Annotated in this window: 19 protein-coding genes, 1 rRNA gene and 2 pseudogenes; 8 read left to right on the top strand and 14 right to left on the bottom strand. The window is 58.5% G+C overall.

Annotated elements, in window-relative coordinates; all coding sequences use genetic code 11:
• Positions 1-310: 310 nt before the first annotated feature.
• Positions 311-754 carry a hypothetical protein gene (locus tag MR935_RS10055; protein ID WP_290573176.1) on the bottom strand — a complete coding sequence of 148 codons (444 nt, stop codon included), beginning with the start codon at positions 752-754 and terminating at the stop codon, positions 311-313.
• Positions 755-760: 6 nt separating this feature from the next.
• Positions 761-1,120: a hypothetical protein gene (locus MR935_RS10050; protein ID WP_290573174.1), complete on the bottom strand. Its 360-nt coding sequence runs from the start codon at positions 1,118-1,120 to the stop codon at positions 761-763.
• Between the two features lie 208 nt (positions 1,121-1,328).
• On the opposite strand from MR935_RS10050, the pseudogene MR935_RS10045 reads away from it, so the two are divergent.
• Positions 1,329-1,523, top strand: a pseudogene (locus MR935_RS10045) (manganese catalase family protein); the annotation flags it as partial.
• Between the two features lie 173 nt (positions 1,524-1,696).
• On the opposite strand, the gene MR935_RS10040 reads toward MR935_RS10045, so the two are convergent.
• The 6 genes from MR935_RS10040 to MR935_RS10015 form a co-directional block, all read right to left on the bottom strand.
• On the bottom strand, positions 1,697-2,398 hold the full coding sequence (locus tag MR935_RS10040) for a DNA alkylation repair protein (protein ID WP_290573172.1): 702 nt from the start codon (positions 2,396-2,398) through the stop codon (positions 1,697-1,699).
• On the bottom strand, positions 2,395-2,805 hold the full coding sequence (locus MR935_RS10035) for a peptide deformylase (RefSeq protein ID WP_290573170.1): 411 nt from the start codon (positions 2,803-2,805) through the stop codon (positions 2,395-2,397). Before MR935_RS10035 ends, MR935_RS10040 begins: the two co-directional genes overlap by 4 nt.
• Positions 2,780-3,883, bottom strand: a complete 1,104-nt coding sequence (locus MR935_RS10735; RefSeq protein WP_320767111.1) for an NUDIX domain-containing protein — start codon at positions 3,881-3,883, stop codon at positions 2,780-2,782. Before MR935_RS10735 ends, MR935_RS10035 begins: the two co-directional genes overlap by 26 nt.
• A 27-nt stretch (positions 3,884-3,910) precedes the next feature.
• Complete coding sequence (locus MR935_RS10025) at positions 3,911-5,278, bottom strand: citrate/2-methylcitrate synthase (protein WP_290573168.1); 1,368 nt, start codon at positions 5,276-5,278, stop codon at positions 3,911-3,913.
• 182 nt (positions 5,279-5,460) lie between these two features.
• Positions 5,461-6,087, bottom strand: a complete 627-nt coding sequence (locus tag MR935_RS10020) for a flavodoxin family protein (protein ID WP_290573166.1) — start codon at positions 6,085-6,087, stop codon at positions 5,461-5,463.
• A 55-nt stretch (positions 6,088-6,142) separates the two neighbouring features.
• A complete protein-coding gene (locus tag MR935_RS10015) occupies positions 6,143-6,994 on the bottom strand; it encodes a YihY/virulence factor BrkB family protein (protein WP_290573165.1) in 852 nt (283 codons plus the stop codon).
• Between the two features lie 129 nt (positions 6,995-7,123).
• On the opposite strand from MR935_RS10015, the gene MR935_RS10010 reads away from it, so the two are divergent.
• The 7 genes from MR935_RS10010 to MR935_RS09980 all read left to right on the top strand — a co-directional run bounded on the left by MR935_RS10010 (position 7,124) and on the right by MR935_RS09980 (position 12,504).
• Complete coding sequence (locus tag MR935_RS10010; protein ID WP_290573163.1) at positions 7,124-7,642, top strand: SLOG family protein; 519 nt, start codon at positions 7,124-7,126, stop codon at positions 7,640-7,642.
• A gap of 138 nt (positions 7,643-7,780) precedes the next feature.
• On the top strand, positions 7,781-9,226 hold the full coding sequence (locus MR935_RS10005) for a D-alanyl-D-alanine carboxypeptidase family protein (protein ID WP_290573161.1): 1,446 nt from the start codon (positions 7,781-7,783) through the stop codon (positions 9,224-9,226).
• 160 nt (positions 9,227-9,386) lie between these two features.
• The gene (locus MR935_RS10000; RefSeq protein ID WP_290573159.1) at positions 9,387-9,857 is read left to right on the top strand and encodes a hypothetical protein; all 471 of its coding nucleotides are present in this window, start codon (positions 9,387-9,389) and stop codon (positions 9,855-9,857) included.
• Positions 9,858-10,126: 269 nt separating this feature from the next.
• Positions 10,127-10,552, top strand: a complete 426-nt coding sequence (tsaE, locus tag MR935_RS09995; protein WP_290573157.1) for a tRNA (adenosine(37)-N6)-threonylcarbamoyltransferase complex ATPase subunit type 1 TsaE — start codon at positions 10,127-10,129, stop codon at positions 10,550-10,552.
• Positions 10,549-11,253: a tRNA (adenosine(37)-N6)-threonylcarbamoyltransferase complex dimerization subunit type 1 TsaB gene (tsaB, locus tag MR935_RS09990; RefSeq protein WP_290573155.1), complete on the top strand. Its 705-nt coding sequence runs from the start codon at positions 10,549-10,551 to the stop codon at positions 11,251-11,253. The genes tsaE and tsaB overlap by 4 nt, the downstream gene beginning before the upstream one ends.
• A gap of 15 nt (positions 11,254-11,268) precedes the next feature.
• Entirely contained in the window at positions 11,269-11,898 is a 630-nt protein-coding gene (gene upp, locus MR935_RS09985; protein ID WP_290573178.1) for a uracil phosphoribosyltransferase, read from the top strand.
• Positions 11,899-11,964: 66 nt separating this feature from the next.
• A complete protein-coding gene (locus MR935_RS09980) occupies positions 11,965-12,504 on the top strand; it encodes a GNAT family N-acetyltransferase (protein ID WP_290573153.1) in 540 nt (179 codons plus the stop codon).
• A 32-nt stretch (positions 12,505-12,536) separates the two neighbouring features.
• Here MR935_RS09980 and nrdG read toward each other — a convergent pair whose 3' ends face one another.
• The 6 genes and pseudogenes from nrdG to rrf form a co-directional block, all read right to left on the bottom strand.
• On the bottom strand, positions 12,537-13,046 hold the full coding sequence (gene nrdG / locus MR935_RS09975; protein ID WP_290573151.1) for an anaerobic ribonucleoside-triphosphate reductase activating protein: 510 nt from the start codon (positions 13,044-13,046) through the stop codon (positions 12,537-12,539).
• A pseudogene (gene nrdD / locus MR935_RS09970) lies at positions 13,046-13,183 on the bottom strand (anaerobic ribonucleoside-triphosphate reductase); the annotation flags it as partial. The gene nrdG and the pseudogene nrdD, both read right to left, overlap by 1 nt.
• Positions 13,184-13,245: 62 nt before the next feature.
• Positions 13,246-15,576 carry an anaerobic ribonucleoside triphosphate reductase gene (locus tag MR935_RS09965; protein WP_290573147.1) on the bottom strand — a complete coding sequence of 777 codons (2,331 nt, stop codon included), beginning with the start codon at positions 15,574-15,576 and terminating at the stop codon, positions 13,246-13,248.
• Positions 15,577-15,980: 404 nt separating this feature from the next.
• Positions 15,981-16,679: a P-II family nitrogen regulator gene (locus MR935_RS09960; RefSeq protein WP_290573145.1), complete on the bottom strand. Its 699-nt coding sequence runs from the start codon at positions 16,677-16,679 to the stop codon at positions 15,981-15,983.
• Entirely contained in the window at positions 16,672-18,201 is a 1,530-nt protein-coding gene (locus MR935_RS09955) for a DUF1538 domain-containing protein (protein WP_290573143.1), read from the bottom strand. Before MR935_RS09955 ends, MR935_RS09960 begins: the two co-directional genes overlap by 8 nt.
• A 159-nt stretch (positions 18,202-18,360) precedes the next feature.
• Positions 18,361-18,477 (bottom strand): 5S ribosomal RNA (gene rrf, locus MR935_RS09950).
• Positions 18,478-18,496: the final 19 nt, after the last annotated feature.

Genomic DNA, 18,496 nt, shown 5'->3' with positions numbered 1-18,496 from the left:
CACAAACATAGTATAAAAGCTTTTGAAGTTTCATAGGTGTTATTTCCTCGTCATCTTGCTTACCCCTCATTAGGATATTGTTGCTGAGTACAGTAGCAGATGCCCTCACCAGTAACGCCTCCATTTTAACCCTTTCATAAAGTAATGCTTCTATCTTTTGCGATACCAGTATAGTGCGGACTTATCAACAAATCAATCGATAATATTGCACAAATACTTAGTCTGCATTTTATAACATCCAAAACGCCACTCTCCACCCTACATGATCTCTACTCCATCTGCTCAATTAGGCTGAATGGGATTTCTTCGTTTAGGAGACACGCTCCGCAGCCACCAACTGCATAAGGAGTATTCTACGGGCACCATCGACATTGAGAATAGCATCATCATCCATGTGAGGTATCCTCAGAACCTCTATAGCCCCATAGTCTTCTGGACTGTCTACTCCCGGAGGATACTGGACGCCGTCAATCTTGAATATCGCCCGGACAGAGTAATAGCGGGAGGTCTGCTTCTTGACCTCCCGCTGATATCCGCTTCTTTGTAGCCCCTTCACACAAAACTTACCCTCTACAGCAGATACGGGTAAACTGTCCTGCATAACTGTCACCAGGTCATCCAAATCCGTCGTAACTGTCTTACTCAAGAACTGCTCATAAGACTGTTTCTGATACTCGACAAGATTCATCTCCATCTCTGGCTCTGGTATCTTCTGAATCTTCAGTACCCTGCTTTTATCGTCATAGGAGAACATTACGCATCACACATCCTCAATGTCACCATCGTAGTCTTGGTAAATGTCAATATAGAAGACTTCACCCACATCGGTAGCTAGGTCGCTAGCGTCTCGATACACTGCCCTATCCTCGCTCAGGATACATAGAACTTGCTCCCCGTCAAAGATAACGCCAATGCATTCGTCATACTCTCCAGCAACCATATCAGATAGAGTACTCGGATAATCAATATCTACCGGATCATCAATAGATATTTCGGAAAGCAGGCGCATGTCACCCATAAAAGGATCTCTGAAATAACACTCCCCTGTACTGGTGTCGCAATATACCGGGGTATATTCATTATTGGTATACAGAATACCGCACATACTTTTTTTACTCATAATTTTCATCCTCCGTTTTGTAAAAGTATAAGAATCTGTTACTTTTTACTTCTCAATAATATATGTGGCATACCCCGCTAATCTTTATCCGAACAACGCTATATTATTGCGAAATAAAAAGACGTTTACAAAGTAAACGTCTAGCGATGAGATATGTAGGAATTGCCTGTTCTGTCGTGTTGTAAACTACCGATGTTGTACTTGTGCGATTGCAGCAGAGCAAAAGGCTCGCACGACCTATGACAACCTGCTGCGCCTGATCGACGACCCGGATGTGCGCGATCCGCTCAAGTTCCTGCGCGCGCGGGAGGTCGTGCATTTCCAGCGCTTTGGCGACGCCCTGCGCATCGTGCAGGATAATCTGGATGCCAAAAACTACTATGCGTTCAACCCGGCTATGGACATCCGCCCGCCGGAGCCGCGCCGGATGCCGTCGATGCCCACCTTCAGCGAGGAGCAGAACGCGCCCCCCGCCATGCAGCCCCCTATCCCCCAGTAAAATCTCCGAAAAGCAAGGAGCCGTCTCGCCTCTGCGAAACGGCTCCTTTTTCTGATGTTCGACCCCCATGGCTACGCTCACTCCGCGTCCTCATCCTGCTTCCAACGCAGCCCGCGCAGCACATCCTTGCGCGCGGCCGCGATCTGGCAGCTTTCAATTGCCTTACCGATGGCCTTATTATGCGTTATGCGATCCAGCCGCCGCGCGCGCAGATAGGGCAGGGCGGCCTCGTACTGCTTGGTCAATGCCGTGGCAAAAAACCACGCGACCATCATGTGCACATAATACTCCTCGCAGCGCAGCGCAGCCACCCACTCCAGATAGGCCGGGTCGAATGCCTCGTCCAGATAATACTGCTGTAACATCTCTATGCCAAAGCGCACTGTAAAGGCGTGTTTCGCGTCCATCCAGCCGCGTATCTTGTCCAGCGGCGGACGCCGTGTGCGGAACACCTGAGGCCGCAGCTGGTCGCAGGTCGCCCAGTTGTCTACATGGGGCAGAAACACATCCAGCGCAGCCAGAACCTCATCATACACCCGCAGCTGCGCGATCAGATAGCCATGCAGCGTGTTTTCCTCCCAATACCGGTGCGGCAGGGCGCGCATAAACTCCTCCGCGCCGCCCTCCTGCACAAGCGCGCGCGCCAGAGCCCGCAGCGCGGGTGCGCGTACGCCGAGGATGGTCTCCGGCGCGAGCGTTGGCAGCAGCCGCTGCTGGAAGGCCTGATAGCCAGTATCCTGCATGGCAAGCAAGCGCTGCCGCACCTCACTGCCGGTCATATCAGCACACCATCGCAGTGGTCAAGCTCATGCTGAATGATCTGCGCCGTCCAGCCGGTGAAGGTCTTGAGCCGGGTCTGGAACGCCATGTTCTGATACCGCACCTTGATCGAACGCCAGCGCTGCACGCGGCGCACGCCCGTGAGCGACAGGCAGCCCTCCTCGGCCTCATACCGGTCGGCGCGGCGGACGATCTCCGGGTTGAGCATGACCGTATAGCCGCCCTCGTCATCAAAGGCGATGATACGCTTGCGCACGCCGATCATGTTGGCCGCCATGCCCACGCAGCCCTCCCGGTGCGCCGCAAGCGTGTCCAGCAGGTCGTGCGCCACGGGCAGATCCTCCTGCGTCGCGGGCGCAGAAGGCTGGGCAAGGAAGGCTTCATCCTTCATAATAGGGCGTATCATTCTGCTTCAGCCTTTCTAAAATATCCTTATCCGCTGGGCAGAACGGGTAATCGTCCAGCTCGTCCACGCGCAGCCAGCGGATATCGTGATGCTCAAGCCTTTGCGGCGTACCGGCGGTGATGACCGCGTTAAACAGCGTCAGATGCACGGTCAAATCGGGATAGGTATGCGTCACGTCCATGAACACATCCCGCGCTTCGACTTCCACATCCAGCTCCTCGCGGCACTCGCGCGCGAGCGCCTGCTCACGGCTCTCTCCCGGCTCGACCTTGCCGCCGACAAACTCCCACAGCAGGCCGCGCGCCTTATGCGCCGGGCGCTGGCAGGCAAGCAGGCGGCCGTCCTGCCAAATCAGCGCGGCGACCACCTCCACCGCGTCCGCCGGGGCGGTGTGCGCCTCGCTCCACGCGCGCAGAAAATCAAGCTGCTCGTCTGTATGGAGCCAGTGTGCGCCGTCCTCCAGCACGGTCACTTCGCAGCCAAAGCAGCCTGCAAAGGACGCGACCGTATCCCGGTCGGTCAGCTCGTCCTGCCCCGGGTACAAAATGGCCGTCGGATGCGGCCACTGCGTGACTGGATGCGCCTGCGTATAGCTGTAATACCGCCAAGACAGCGCCTGCCCGGATGCGGTTTCGATCGTGCCGCGCGCGCGCAGCTCATCCGCGCACACACCCGCCGCGGCCATCCGGCCCTCAATCAGCCGCGCCATATCGACGATAGGTGCGACCAGCAGGCAATTTTCCAGCCGCGCGTCCGCAAACGCCAGCAGGCTGAACCATGCGCCAATACTGACCGCGTACAGCGCGACCCGCGTCCAGCGTCCCCGGACGTAGTCCATAACCGCACGCAGCGCGGGCACGACCTGCCACGGCACAAGCTCGTCCCCCTCTGTCTGCGCGCTGTCGCAGGGCAGGTCGATGCCCAGCACCTGCCAGCCCTTCGGGCAGACGATATCAGCCAGCGCGGCGGCCCCCTCCTTACGCCCGTGCTTGCCGTGCACATAGAGATAAACGCCGCTTCCCTCCCCGCCGTACAGCACGGCGGGTATGCCGCCGATCGTCAGCTCTGCTTGCTGCATCCCGCGCACCTCCTTTTCACCGCTGCCTTACCGCGCATCGAGCGGCGTATACGCGCTCGCCGGCAGGACGCAGCGGTAGGCCGGACGGATGATCTTGTCCGTGTTGATCAGCTCCTCGAGCCGATGCGCGCTCCAGCCTACGATGCGCGCCGTGGCGAACATCGGGGTGTACAGCTCGGGCGGCAGGCCAAGCATCGAATACACCAGACCCGAATAGAAGTCCACATTGGCCGAAACGCCCTTGTAAATCTTGCGCTCCTCAGCGATGACCCGCGGCGCAAGCCGCTCGACCGCCTCATACAGGGCAAACTCCTCGTCCCTACCCTTTTCGTGCGCCAGCTTGCCGACAAAGGAACGGAACACCTGCGCGCGCGGGTCGGAGATCGAATACACCGCGTGACCCATGCCGTAGATCAGACCCTTGCCGTCAAATGCCTCGCGGCGCAGCAGGCGGCGCAGGTAAACGGCCACCTGCTCGTCGTCCCGGTTGTCGGTCACGCTGCGCTTCATGTCGTCGAACATCTGCACGACCTTGTAGTTCGCGCCGCCGTGCTTTGGCCCCTTGAGCGAGCCGAGCGCCGCCGAGATCGCCGAATAGGTATCCGTGCCGGACGAGGTGACCACATGAGTCGTAAAGGACGAGTTATTGCCGCCGCCGTGCTCCATATGCAGCACAAGCGCCAAGTCGAGCACCGACGCTTCGAGCGGCGTGTACTGCATGTCCGGCCGCAGCATACGCAAAAAGTTGGACGCGGTGGACAGGCTATCCGACGGGTAGTGGATATACATGCTGCCGCCGCAGGTATAGTGGTTATATGCATGGTAGGAATAGACCGCCAGCATCGGGAAGACTGAAATGAGCATCAGGCACTGCCGCAGCACGTTTGGCAGGCTGATATCGTCCGCCGTATTGTCATACGAGGCCAGCGTGAGCACGCTGCGTGACAGGCTGTTCATCATATCATGCGTCGGCGCCTTCATGATCACGTCGCGCGTGAAATTGGTCGGCAACGTGCGCCCCTGCGCCAGCAGGCTTTTGAAGTCTATCAGTTGCTTCGCGTTCGGCAGCTCGCCGAACAGCAGCAGATAGGCGACCTCCTCATAGCCCTTGCGCCCCTCGCGCATAAAGCCGTCCACCAAATCGTGGATATTGATGCCGCGGTAGTACAGCTCGCCCTCGCATGGGACACGTTCTCCGTTTATCTCCTTTTGGGAGATGATGTCGGAAATATTGGTCAGTCCCGCCAGCACGCCCCGCCCCTCGATATCGCGCAGGCCGCGCTTGACGTCATAATCCCTGTACAGCTGCTCGTCGATGCGGCTGTTCGCCCTGCAAAGCGCGGCCAGCGCTTCCACGCGCGGCGTTACCGATAAGATATCGTGCTCTACCGTCATTCTGTGTCCTCCTTTGTCGCAATCATACCACATGGTGTAATCCCTGTTCTTATTGTATCGGGAATGGCGCAAGGCCGCAAGAGCCTTTTGCTGGCGGTCATGTTAACAATCCGTTAATTCCCGCCCGCGCTCATGCGTGTAAAAGGATGCGGCTCTCCCGGCAGGCGGAAGGGCCGCTTTGGTCAGCGGATGAAATTGAACATCGTGCGGTGGTGCGTTTCGGGCGGCGCGATGCCGGCCTTTTCGATCACCCGGAGCATCCACACAAGGTTGCGGCCGAGCTTTTCGACCACCTCAACGCCCTCGACGTCCCGCGTGGCCTCACCGATCTCCGCGCCGTGCACGGCGTTCCAATAATCCGAGGTGACCAGCACCATCTCCATCGCGTTCATCGTGCCGAGCAGCTGCTGGTAGGTCTCCATACCGCCCGAGCGGCGCAGCGTGCACAGCGCCGCGCCCACCTTGTGGTGCAGCTGGTTGTCTCCACAGCCTGCGGCCAGCATCAGCCGATCGAGCACACACTTCATGCCGCCCGCGATGCCGCCGTGGTACACGGGCGAGGCCAGCACGATACCGTCCGCTTCGATGCACTTGGCGATGATGTCATTGACGCCGTCGTCCTCCTGCACACAGCGCAGCGTGCCGTGATCCAAGCAGTGGTAGCACGCCATGCACGGACGCACCCCCGCGCCCGGCTGACAGACCTCAAACGCGATCCCCTCCCGCTCGAGCACCCCGCCGAGCACCTCCAGCATCTGCGCGCAGTTGCCGCCCTTTCGCGGCGAACCATTGATCGCTACGACCTTCATTTTTCCGTCCTCCTTATGTCGTTTGTCCGCCGTTTCGGCCGGCGGATAAGCCTGCTCAATCCCAATGCTTTTGGTTTTCCAGCCGGTACAGCCGCATGACGACCAGCGTGTGGTTGAGCTGCGGCCCCATCAGCAGGATGATGCTGACCAGATACAGCCACAGCATGAGTACGATGATCGCACCGAGCGAACCATACAGCACCGAATACCGCGCCAGATTGTCCACATAAAACGAAAACACCCACGAAACCAGTATCCACGCCACCAGCGAGAACAAAGCACCCGGCCATACCTCGCGAAATTTCAGATGCAGGTTGGGCACGATCTTGTTAAACAGCATCAAAAATACAAAAATAAAAGCGATCATCACCCAAAAGCCCGCGCCATGCGTCAGCTCAAGCGTCGGCTCCGGGATGGGCAGATACTGCCGCAGCAGACGCAGCAGCGTTTTGCCCGTTACCACCAGCACAAAGCTGCACACGACCGAAACCAAAAAGCCCGCCGTGATGCCCACCGAAATCAGCACATCCATAACGATGCCGCGCGATACCTCAACGTGGTAAATATCGTTTACCGTGCGCATCATCGAGCGCACCGCGCGCGACAGAAAATACAGGCTCAGGCCGATGCCGATCAGCTTGGGACTGAACGCGGGTGTGCCGGTCAGCTGCAGCAAATAGCCGCGCAGCAGCGATTGCAGGCTCTTGGGCAGCATTTCGAGTACCGGCTCGATGCTCTCGATCGAGATGTCCAGCTGCGCGAGCACCGCGTTTAAGAACATCAGCAGCGGAAAAACCGAAAACAGCAGAAAATACGACAGCTCGGCTGCCGCCTGCGAGATACCGTCCGAAAAATAACGGTAAGTCATGCGTTTGACCAGATAATACAGCCGGTTCTGCCCGTTCATGCCGCGCCCCCTTCCCTTATGTTATTATTATTTTATCAGCTTTTTAACTGATTTACAACTTGCGTTTTGCCGGAGATGGGTGTATACTATCGAATTAGAACATTTGTTCTTTTTGGGAGGGAGCGTATTATGAACGATCACCGCGCCGCAACCTGCTGTTTTTCAGGCTACCGCGTCGAAAAAATGCCTTTTCCCGCAAACGACACCGCGGCTGTGTCCGCGCTGTGCGCGGCGCTTGACCGCGCGGTCGCGCACGCAGCCAGCCGGGGCTACACCCGTTTTCTGTCCGGTATGTCAACCGGCTTTGACCTCTGGGCGGCCGAAGCCGTGCTGCGCGCACGTGAGCGGCTGCCGGTCGCACTGCTGTGCGCCGTGCCGTTCGACCAGCAGGCCGACCGCTTCCCGCCCGCGTGGAAGCGCGTGTTCAACCATTGCCTGCTCACGGCCGACCGCGTCTATTCGCTCGCGCGCGCCTACCACACCGGCTGCTATGCAGCCCGCAACCGCTTTATGGTCGAGTCCTCCTCGCTGCTGATTTGCTACTACGACGGCCGCCCCGGCGGCACCGCACAAACCGTGCGCATGGCGCGGCAGGGTGGGCTGGATATTGTTAATCTGGCCGAGCGTCAGCTCTCGCTCGACCTGTGAGTGGATGTGCGGCACATGCTACTTTCTACCAAATACGACAATTTGTTGCCATAGGCGACAGGATATGCTATACTTTTCTTGTACTACAAAAGTAGAGAAAGAGAGGATACCCCATGAAGCATCTCCCGCGCCTGCTGTGTGCTGCTGTGTAGCGTGCTGTGCCTGCAGCCGATCTCCTTTGCCGCTGCCCTTTCGATCACGGCCACTTCGGCCTATGTGATGGATGCGGACACCGGCGAGACACTCTATGAGCAGAATGCTGACCTGCGCCGCACCCCGGCCTCGATGACCAAGGTGCTGACCAGCTACATCGTCCATCAGGAGCTGGAAAAAGGCACGCTGACGCTCGACACCCAAGTGCCGATCAGCGCCAACGCCGCCGCCATCTCGAAAAACGCGAACTATCCGCTTTCCGTGCCGCTGACCCAATCCAGCTACTCGGTCGACACGCTGCTTACGCTGCTGCACGTCCCCTCGGCCTCGGGTGCGTGTGTCGCGCTGGCCGAGGCAGTATCGGGCAGCGAAGCCGCCTTTGTCTCGCGCATGAACGCCACCGCGCAGCAGCTCGGTCTGGACGCGGTGTACTACAATGTACACGGCTGCGGTCCCAATAAGATCACCGCGCGCTCCCAAGCCAAGCTGACCCGGCATTTTATCGACACCTATCCCGCGGTGCTGCGCTATACCGCGCAATCCAGCGTCACCTTTGAGGGCAAAACCTACACTAACGGCAACACGCTGCTTGGCGGCAATTATGCCGGGGCGGACGGCTTTAAGACCGGCACCTTCGGGGATTCGGGCTATTGCCTGTCCAGCACCGCCGTGCGCGGTGGACGGCGCGTCATTGCGATCGCCATGAACGCGAACAGCCGCGCCACGCGCATCTCGGACTCTGCCCAGCTGCTCGACCTCGGCTTTGCCGAAATCGCGCGGCGGGACGCTTCACGCGCCGCCACACAGGTCACGCTCTCTCCGTCGGGCAGCGCCCGCACTTTTGCGCCGATAACAGTCACCGCCGACCTGTCCGGCCTGACCGCCGTGTACTACTGCAAGGCACGGTGGTATATCAACGGCAACCCCGTGCCCGGATACGGCAACGACAACTTCTATGCCAAAAATGGCCGTGTATCTACGCTTCAGTATGTGCCGAACGGCACCGAAGGCGACACGCTGACCATCTCGCTCACGCTTACCATGCCGGATGGCGCCGAGCGCACCGGTACGGTCACGCTGCCGCTGGAACACACTGCGCTGACGCTTGGCGGCTATCTGAACCCGAGCGCAGTCACCTGCTATCCGGGGGTATCCATCCCGGTCAAGGCGGTCATCGCCGCCGACGCACCGCTGTCCTCGCTGCGCGTCTCGGCCTCGTGGCAGTTGGACGGACAGCCCATCCCGGGTTTCTCCAATCCGCTTTTCCGCATTGACAGCGGCGCGGCCACCAGCGCCTACACGCTCACCCTGCCGGCGGATGCCGCACCCGGTTCACACACGCTGTCGCTCGTGCTGGCCGAGGGCAGCGCGGCTGAACACATCCTTTCCTGCGAGATCACCCTGCTGGACGCGGCCGAAGCCGCAGCCTGATCCCCCTCCGACGGGAGTGCCGCCTCTCTACAGCGCGGCAGTCCTGTTTTTTACCTGCCATCCGGCATACCGGCGGTCCCTTTTGCCCGAAATGCTGTTGCGGGCGGGTTTAGGCGTATGATGATAAACACGGCAAATCGGAATTGATGGAGTAATAATAATGATAAAAGCGAAACGAATCTTGGCAAACTTTGATGCTAGAATACCTAAAATTGAAGTCAAACCTTGCAACAAAAAAATCGGCTCAAAGGTGATCATCGTATCGAAAATGCATGATGAGACAAAGGGCGAGAAAGTTAAGGTAAAAATAAAATTTAAAGATGTAGCCGGAATTGATTTCAGAGTAAATTTTTTCGATAGTTTTATAGGCTGTGAAGCAGGTGGTCTATATTGTTTTGATGACAAAGAAACGATAAACAGAATCATGCATGGCATTTTTTTAAGGCGGAAAGAAATATGCTTGCTGGAGGGCGATTACAGCTACGATGCAGATGATGAAGCTGACATATTAAATATATTTGATTTTGATGGGGAATTTACTAGAAACATTGATCAGTACAAGGCTTATGTGCAAAATGTTGACTCCGGTGTGTACATAATTGTTTGCAAAGAACTTGTGATTGAAAAATAAATCCTACATTTGTAGGGCGGCCCTGTTTTTATGGGTTGCCCGTTCTGTGTCGAGGACGTTGTGCAAAGTGCCAAATAAGATTGGCAACTACCCAATATCAATACTAAGGATAAAAGGGCGTACCGGCGCACCGCCTTGCCATTTTTGTCCCGCCGTGGTATACTGTTTGCATGCGCATATTGCACACTTTTGCCCCCGGCGATGCACAGGCAACCGCCTGCCGCGCGGCATCATAACAAAAATCTCTGCGCACAGAAAAGAGTGTTTGGATGGAAATTACGACCCACTCCCCCGAGGAGACTGAAGCGCTTGGCGCACGGCTGGCACAGTCGCTCGTCCCCGGTGATGTGGTGGCCTTTTCGGGCGACCTCGGCGCGGGCAAAACAGCGCTCACGCGCGGCATACTGCGCGGTCTCGGCTACCCGGGGCGCGTGACCAGTCCGACCTTCGCCATCGCCAACGAGTACGACACCCCCCACGGCCGCGTTGTGCATTGTGACCTCTACCGTATCCCGGACAGCCAAGCCCTGCTTGACACCGGCTTTGATGAATACCTCGACGGCAGCGCGATCGTGCTGATCGAATGGAGCGAAAATGCGGCGGGTATCCTACCCGCACACCGCAAAACCGTGCACATTGCATACGGAAACAGCAATAATGACCGTATAGTCACCTTTGAGGAGGGCGATGTATGAGGATACTGGCCTTTGAGTCCTCGGCTGTCTCCGCCTCGGTCGCGCTGACCGAAGACGACCGGCTGATCGCCCAGTCCTTTCAAAACTGCGGGCTGACTCACTCGCGCACGCTGCTCCCCATGGTGGAGAGCCTGCTGCAAAACTGCGGCGTGTCGCTGGACGAGGTAGACGCGCTTGCCGTCGCGCACGGCCCCGGCTCGTTCACCGGCGTGCGCATCGGCGCGGCAACGGTCAAGGGGCTGGCGCTGGGGGCGGACAAGCCCTGCATCGGTGTTTCCACCCTTGCGGCCATGGCCTGCGGCGCGCGCGCCCTTGGCGGCCGCCTGTGCTGCGTGATGGACGCCCGCGCCGGGCAGGTGTACAACGCCCTGTTCGCTGTTCAGGACGGCGTGCCCCGCCGCCTGTGCGGCGACCGCGCGGTGAAGCTGTCCGCGCTAGCCGAAGAAATCGGTCAGGAGGCGTATTTTCTGGTTGGAGACGGAGCCGATTTGTGTTATAATATGCTCAAAGAGCGCTGCGCCGGCCTGATGCCCGCGCCGCCTGAGCTGCGCTATCCCACCGGCTACGGTGTGGCGGCGGCAGCGCTGCCGCTGCTGGCGGCCGGTCAGGCCTGCGCGCCGCAGCAGCTCGACGCTTTCTATCTGCGCCGCCCGCAGGCCGAGCGCGAGCGCCTAAAGCAGCTTAACGGACAAACAGGATAAAGGAGATTGATGATGATGGCAACCGTTCACGAAATGGATCACCCGCTGATCCAGCACAAGCTCAGCCTGATGCGCGATAAGACCACCGGCGTCAAGGAGTTCCGCGAGGCGACCGCCGAAATCGCCATGCTGATGTGCTATGAGGCGACCCGCGACCTCCCGCTCAAGGAGATCGGCATTGAAACGCCGGTCGCCCCGGCCAAGGTCAAGGTCATTTCCGGCAAAAAGATCGCGCTCGTCCCCATCCTGCGCGCCGGCCTCGGCATGGTCGAGGGTATGCTTGAGCTGATCCCTGCGGCAAAGGTCGGCCATATCGGCCTGTACCGCGATCCGGAAACCCTCCAGCCGATCGAGTATTACTGCAAGCTGCCCGGCGATATCGACGAGCGCGACGTGCTGCTGCTCGACCCGATGCTGGCCACCGGCGGCTCGGCTGTCGCCGCGATCGACGGGCTCAAGCGGCGCGGCGTCAAGCATATCAAGCTGATGAACCTGATCGCCGCGCCCGAGGGCATCGAGACCGTGCAGAAAGCCCATCCGGACGTTGATATTTTTGTTGCTGCGATCGACGAAAAGCTCAACGACCACGGCTATATCATCCCCGGCTTGGGTGACGCGGGCGACCGCATCTTCGGCACAAAGTAAGGGGCGCGACAGGCAGTCTGCCGGGCAAAGCACGGCGCGGCGCACCATTTTCACGGAGAGACCGCAATGGAACGACAGCGTTTTGAGACCTCCTCCACCCGTCTGCGCTTTCGCAGGCTGCGGGCGGATGACTTTATGGCCGTCGCCGCCATTCTGGGCGACGCACAGACCATGTATGCATGGCAGCATGGCTTCAGCTATGATGAAGTATGCGACTGGATCGCGGATATGCTTCGCCGCTACCGCGAGGATGGCTGCGGCTGCTTTGCCGCGCTCGACCGAACTACCGACGAGCTGATTGCGCTGGCCGGGCTGCTGCACGAGCCGCTTGCAAACGGCGAGACCGGTCTCGGACTGATCTATATCGTCCGCCGTGACCGCTGGCAGCAGGGCTACGGCAACGAGTGTGCGCAGGCCATGCTGTCCTATGCGTTCGACTGCCTGCACGCCGAGCGCGTCGTTGCGCTCATCCAGCCGAGCAACATCCCCTCGCTGCATGTGGCTGCCGCCTGCGGCCTGCGGCCGGTGGGGCGCGCCGTCAAGCACTATCAGGGCAAACAGCTGCTGCATATCATCTGCGCGGTTGACCGGCCACAAACCGAATAAGCATAAGAAAAAACCGCCGTCAGGCGGTTTTTTTATCGGTATCGTTCGTCCCAAACAGGTGCGCCCGCCGCGAGCGAGCGCGGTACATCCAGCACACGCTGGTTGGCGCTGCCGCGAAAGCGCAACCCGATATCGCGCGCCGACTCGACAAATCGGCCGTCAACCAGCAAATCAAGCTGGGACAGCAGCCTGCGCACAAACGGATCAGGCAACGCCAACAGCTCCTCCCATGTGTAGCCGGAGTAGGCCATCAGATGCTTGCCACGCTTTTTCAGCTCGACCGCCAGCTCATACAGCGGCACCGGCTGGCAAAACGGCTCCCCACCCGAAAAGGTGACGCCCCCGATGAGCGGATTGCGGCACATATCGCGCAGCAGCGCGTCCAGCTCGGCCAGCTGCCCACCGGAAAAATCATGTGTCTGTGGGTTGTGGCAACCCGGGCAGCCGTGCGGACAGCCCTGTGTGAACAGCGTATAGCGCAGCCCCGGCCCATCGACGATCGACTCCCCGACCGTCCCTGCAATGCGTATACTGCCTTTCATCAGGCGGTATGCTTATCCTCCAGCACGTGGCTGTCGGTCTCATGCCCCACGCGGTCAAGCACCTCGGCGCGCTTGGCGTTGTTAAAGCGGTCGAGCGTGCCCACCAGATAGCCGGTGATGCGGCGGATGCGCTCAAAGCCCACACCCTCACCGATCAAGATCTCCTTGTTCTCCATGACAGGTTTCCTCCTCATATTCCTCATTTTTTCACGATCTTCAGCTCGTTGGGCTGGCGGTCGGATTCCTCCGCCGGGTCGCCATGATAGCCGAGCGTTGTGCTATTGAGATGCTTGTACAGTCCCAGCTTTTGCAGCTTGGAGAGCGGCACCCCCTCACCCTCGCGCCGTCCGCAGCGGGGGCAGGTCTCGCCGATGATGCCGGTGTAGCCGCATACCGGATCGCGGTCGATTGGGTGGTTGATTGCACCGTAGCCGATGCCGGCCTCCTTCATCGCGCGCACGATCGTCTCAAACGCTTCGAGGTTTTGCGTCGGGTCGCCGTCCAGCTCGATATAGCTGATATGGCCGCCGTTGGTCAGCGCGTGATAAGGTGCTTCGCGCGTGATCTTATCAAACGCCGAGATGGGATAATACACCGGCACATGGAAGGAATTGGTGTAATATGCACGGTCGGTCACGCCGCTAATCTCACCAAAGCGCGTGCGGTCAAGTTTGACAAAGCGGCCGGACAGTCCCTCCGCCGGGGTGGCGATCAGCGAGAAGTTAAGCTTGTACTGCGCTGCGGCCTCGTCCATGCGCGCGCGCATGTGGCTGATGATGGCAAGCCCCAGCTTTTGCGCCTCGTCGCTCTCGCCGTGGTGCTTGCCAGTCAGTACCTTCAGGCACTCCGCAAGACCGATGAAGCCGCAGGTCAGCGTGCCATGCCGCAGCACCTCGCCCACTGTGTCATCCGGGCTGAGCTTGTCCGCGTCCAGCCAGATACCCTCTCCCATCAGGAAGGGGTAATTGCGCACCTTTTTTTGGCTCTGTATGTCAAAGCGCTTCAATAGCTGCTCGATGACCAAATCTATCTTGCGGTCAAGCTCCCGGTAAAATTCGTCCACCTTTCCGGTGTTCAGCGCGATGCGCGGCAGGTTGATAGACGTAAACGACAGGTTGCCGCGGCCGTTGACGATCTCGCGCGCCGGGTCGTACACATTGCCGATGACGCGGGTGCGGCAGCCCATGTAGGCCGCCTCGGTCTCGGGATGGCCGGGCTTGTAGTAGCGCTTGTTGAAGGGTGCGTCCAAAAAGGAGAAGTTCGGAAACATCCGCTTGGCCGACACCAAACAGGCCAGCTTAAACAAATCGTAATTCGGTTCGCCCTCGTTGTAGTTGACACCCTCCTTAACCTTGAAGATCTGGATCGGGAAAATCGGCGTTTCACCGTTGCCCAAGCCAGCCTCGGTCGCGTGCAGCAGCTGCTCGATGACCAGCCGCCCCTCGGGCGAGGTATCCGTGCCGTAGTTGAGCGAGGAGAACGGAATCTGCGCGCCTGCGCGCGAGTGCATGGTGTTCAGGTTGTGCACCAGCGCCTCCATCGCCTGATAGGTGGCGCCGCGCGTCTCCTGATCGGCGTATTTGCGGGCAAAGCGCACACAGCGGCGCGCCGTCTGCTCGTCCAGTGTTTCGGTAAGCGCGGCAGTGACCGCCTCGTCATAGCCGTTTCCGCCCGCAAGGCAGACCCATGTGCCGGTCTCGCGCTCGACGCGCCGGGTCAGCGCATCGGCATCCACCTCGCTGTTCTCGTCCGCACCGAACACCGCAAGTGCCTTGGCCAGATTGCTGCGGAACAGCTTGCGGAAGGTCTTGCGCACACCGGGCGCCATTGCGTAATCAAAGTTCGGCACCGACTGGCCGCCGTGCTGGTCATTCTGGTTGGACTGGATGGCGATGCAGGCCAGCGCGGCGTAGGAGCGGATGTCGTTCGGCTCACGCAGAAAGCCGTGGCCGGTCGAAAAGCCGCCTTCAAACAGCCGCAGCAAGTCAATCTGACAGCAGGTCGTGGTCAGCGTCAAGAAGTCCAGATCGTGGATGTGGATATCACCTGCGCGGTGCGCTTCCGCGTGCGCGGCATCGAGGATGAACATCTCATAAAACTGCTTTGCACCCTCCGAGCCGTATTTGAGCATGGTACCCATCGCGGTATCGCCGTCGATATTGGCGTTCTCGCGCTTGACGTCGTTCTCGAGCGAGGACTGAAAGGTCAAGTCCTCGTACACCTTCATCAGCCGAGTGTTCATCTCACGCATCCGGGTACGCTCATTGCGGTAGAGGATGTAGTTTTTGGCCGTGCGTGCGTGGCCGCTTTCGATCAGCACCTTCTCCACTGTATCTTGTATCTGCTCGATCGTGGGCGCGTCGTTTCCGGCGGCGTTTTCGAGCATTTTTTCGACTTGTTCGGCCAGTGCGAGCGCCATTTGATAATCCTGCCCGCCCGAAGCCTTTGCCGCGCCGAAAATCGCGTTTGCGATCTTGTCCATTTCAAAGGGGACGATGCGTCCATCCCGTTTCACGATCTGCTGGATCATAGCTGTCTTTCCCTTCTGTATCCATCACCGGCTGCGGCAGTTACTAAATTTCGTAGTTTTCCATCTTTTTCTGCACCATATCTTGTGCTTGTAACTAATATTCTACCCCCGCAGCCGGCCAATGTCAAGAGGCTTCCGGCTTTTTGGTGCTTTTGCAAGAAAATCAGTTCCTATCTTGTGAAATCCTCTGAACTTTTTCCAAACCACGCTGTGGACAGTGTGCATAGCCTACTGTGGACAACCGCCGCACTGTGCATAGCGCTGTGGACGCACTGTGGATACGTCCGCGGGGTGGAAAAAACCACCAAATAGCGTGCAGCCTGCCGCCCACTATATCTTGTATGCCGCCGCACGGTATAAAAAGAGAGCGGCACCGCAGCGCCGCTCCCTTGTGTTCCTCTTGTTCAGTCCGCCAGCCCGATCGCATCAGAGACCGGCAGCGACAAAACGATACCATGGCTTTTGGTGTTCATGCCCACCGCCTTCATGATCGCGGTCATGACCGTCTGCTTTTCCTCGCTTTTGACGACCAGAAACAGCACCTCTTTTTCCGCCTGTATCTCAATGCCGAAGAATTTTTCGACCTCGTTTTCGGCAATGCCGCGCGCCGAGATCACTGTGCCGCCGCGCGCGCCCGCCTTGCGCGCCGCCTCCATCGCAAGGTTGGTATAGCCCTGCTCCATGATGACAGCCACCATAGCATAGCCACATGCTTTGTCCGCACTGTTCACACACGAGTCCTCCTTCCCGTCCGCCTGTGTCAGCAGCTTGTGCCACCGCATGCCGATCCCGGTCACCGGCATGGAAAACGCAATGCCGCGCCCCGGGTAGCGCATTTCCAGCTCACGCCCCAGCCGCGTCAGCAGCCGCTTGGCCTGCGGCGCGCTTGTCAGGCACAGGATGATCGTCTTAGCTGTCTCGCCGATGCCGAGCAGGTCGAGCATCTCACTGTGCGCGGTGCCGTGTCCCCGGCATACCAGATCGAGCAGCACATGATCCTGTCGGCACAGCTCCAGCACCTTTTTGCCCTGCGCCGAATCAACCACCGCGACCATCACATTGATCGCGCCATGTGCGGCCATTTGGGGCTGATACTCACTCATGCGGTACGCCCTCCTCCAATACAATGATCTCGTCCTCGCCCGCGCCGACGGCCATCTCTGCCGTCTCCGCGCGGCGCTGCTTCCTCTTATATAATACACCCAATGCCTGAATCGTCAAGAGCGGCGTCATAGCAACCATGGCCACCACGCCGAACGCATCCGTCAGAACATTGCCGCCCAACGCTTCGCAGGCACCCATCGAAAAGGGCAGCAGAAAGGTCGTCGTCATCGGGCCGGAGGCCACGCCGCCCGAGTCAAACCCAATGCCTGTGAACATACGCGGCACAAAGAGCGTCAACAAAAGTGCGAGCGTATAGCCCGGGATCAACAGCCAATAGATCGAAATGCCGGTCAGCACGCGCAGCATGGCCAAACCGACCGAGCAGGCTACGCCGATTGACAGGCTAAGCATCATCGCACGTTGAGAGACACTGCCCTTTGTGATCGCTTCGACCTGCCGGTTGAGCACATGCACCGCAGGCTCGACCGTGACGAGAAAATAACCAATCAACATGCCGAGCGGCAGCAATATCCAGCTATGACCGCTCAGCGCGAGCTGACGCCCCAGAAAATGGCCGGCCGGCATAAAGCCCACATTGACGCCCGTCAAAAACAGCGCTAGGCCGATGAAGGTATAGCCAAAGCCGACGCCGATCTTTTCCATCTGCAAGCGGTGGAAACGGCGGAATACCAGCTGGAATACCGCGCAGAACACGATAATCGGCAGCAGCGCTGAGCAGACCTCGCGTATGTACTCAGGCAGACCATGCAAAAAGATCTGCGCCACCTGCCGGGTATCCTGTATATCGGGCACAGTCACCCGCGTGTAGCTTGGGTTTCCCCCGCGAAAAAAAATGCCGAGCAGCAGCACGGCCAAAATAGGGCCGATACTGCACAGTGCGACCAAACCAAAGCTGTCATCCTGTGCATCGCGGTCGCCGCGGATAGACGCAAGACCGATGCCGAGCGACATGATAAACGGCACGGTAATCGGGCCAGTAGTCACGCCACCTGAGTCAAACGCCACGGACACAAACTCATTCGGCACGAAAGCCGACAGCGTAAACACTCCAATATAAAACACGAACAGCAGCAGGGACAGGCGAATGCGAAACAATGTCCGCAGCATCGCCAGCACAAAAAACAGCCCGACACCGCCTGCCACCGTCCATATCAGCACCGCGTTAGGAATGGATGGCACCTGCCCGGCCAAGACCTGCAAATCAGGCTCCGCAATCGTGATCAAAACGCCGATCAGCAGCGTCAATCCAATCACTACACCGAGATTCTTAGTCTTGGGCAGCTGCGCACCGATTCCCTCGCCCATCGGTGTCATCGAGACATCGGTCCCCAGAGAAAACAGCGCCATACCGGCAATCAGCATCACCGCGCCAGTCAAGAACAGCGCCAGCGTACCCACAGGCATGGGCGCCACCGTGGCGCTCAATACCAAAACGATCAACGTGATTGGCAGCACCGAAGACAGCGCTTCGCTGAGTTTTTCCTTCAGTATCTTATTCATTCCAAGCCCCCTATGCGTAATGGCTGCATATATATTTATCATATCATATGCATCAAAGGGAGGCTATACGGGAGAGAAAATCTTAGCAAGGCCGAAACGCACAAAAAATGCATAGAATATCCAAAAGCAAAACGCCGACCCATATGGATCGGCGTTTTATGTGCGCGCTGAGTTATCTTCCCGGGCCGTCTCCAGCCAAGTATTGTCACCGTAAATGAGCTTAACTACTGTGTTCGGAATGGGAACAGGTGTACCCTCATCACCATTAACACGCACTATATCGAGAAACGCATTC

Origin of the sequence: Agathobaculum sp., assembly GCF_022775115.1 — a bacterium.
Taxonomy (GTDB): domain Bacteria; phylum Bacillota; class Clostridia; order Oscillospirales; family Butyricicoccaceae; genus Agathobaculum.
Note: the sequence above shows the minus strand (reverse complement) of the source record. Positions and strands in the feature narration are given on the sequence as shown.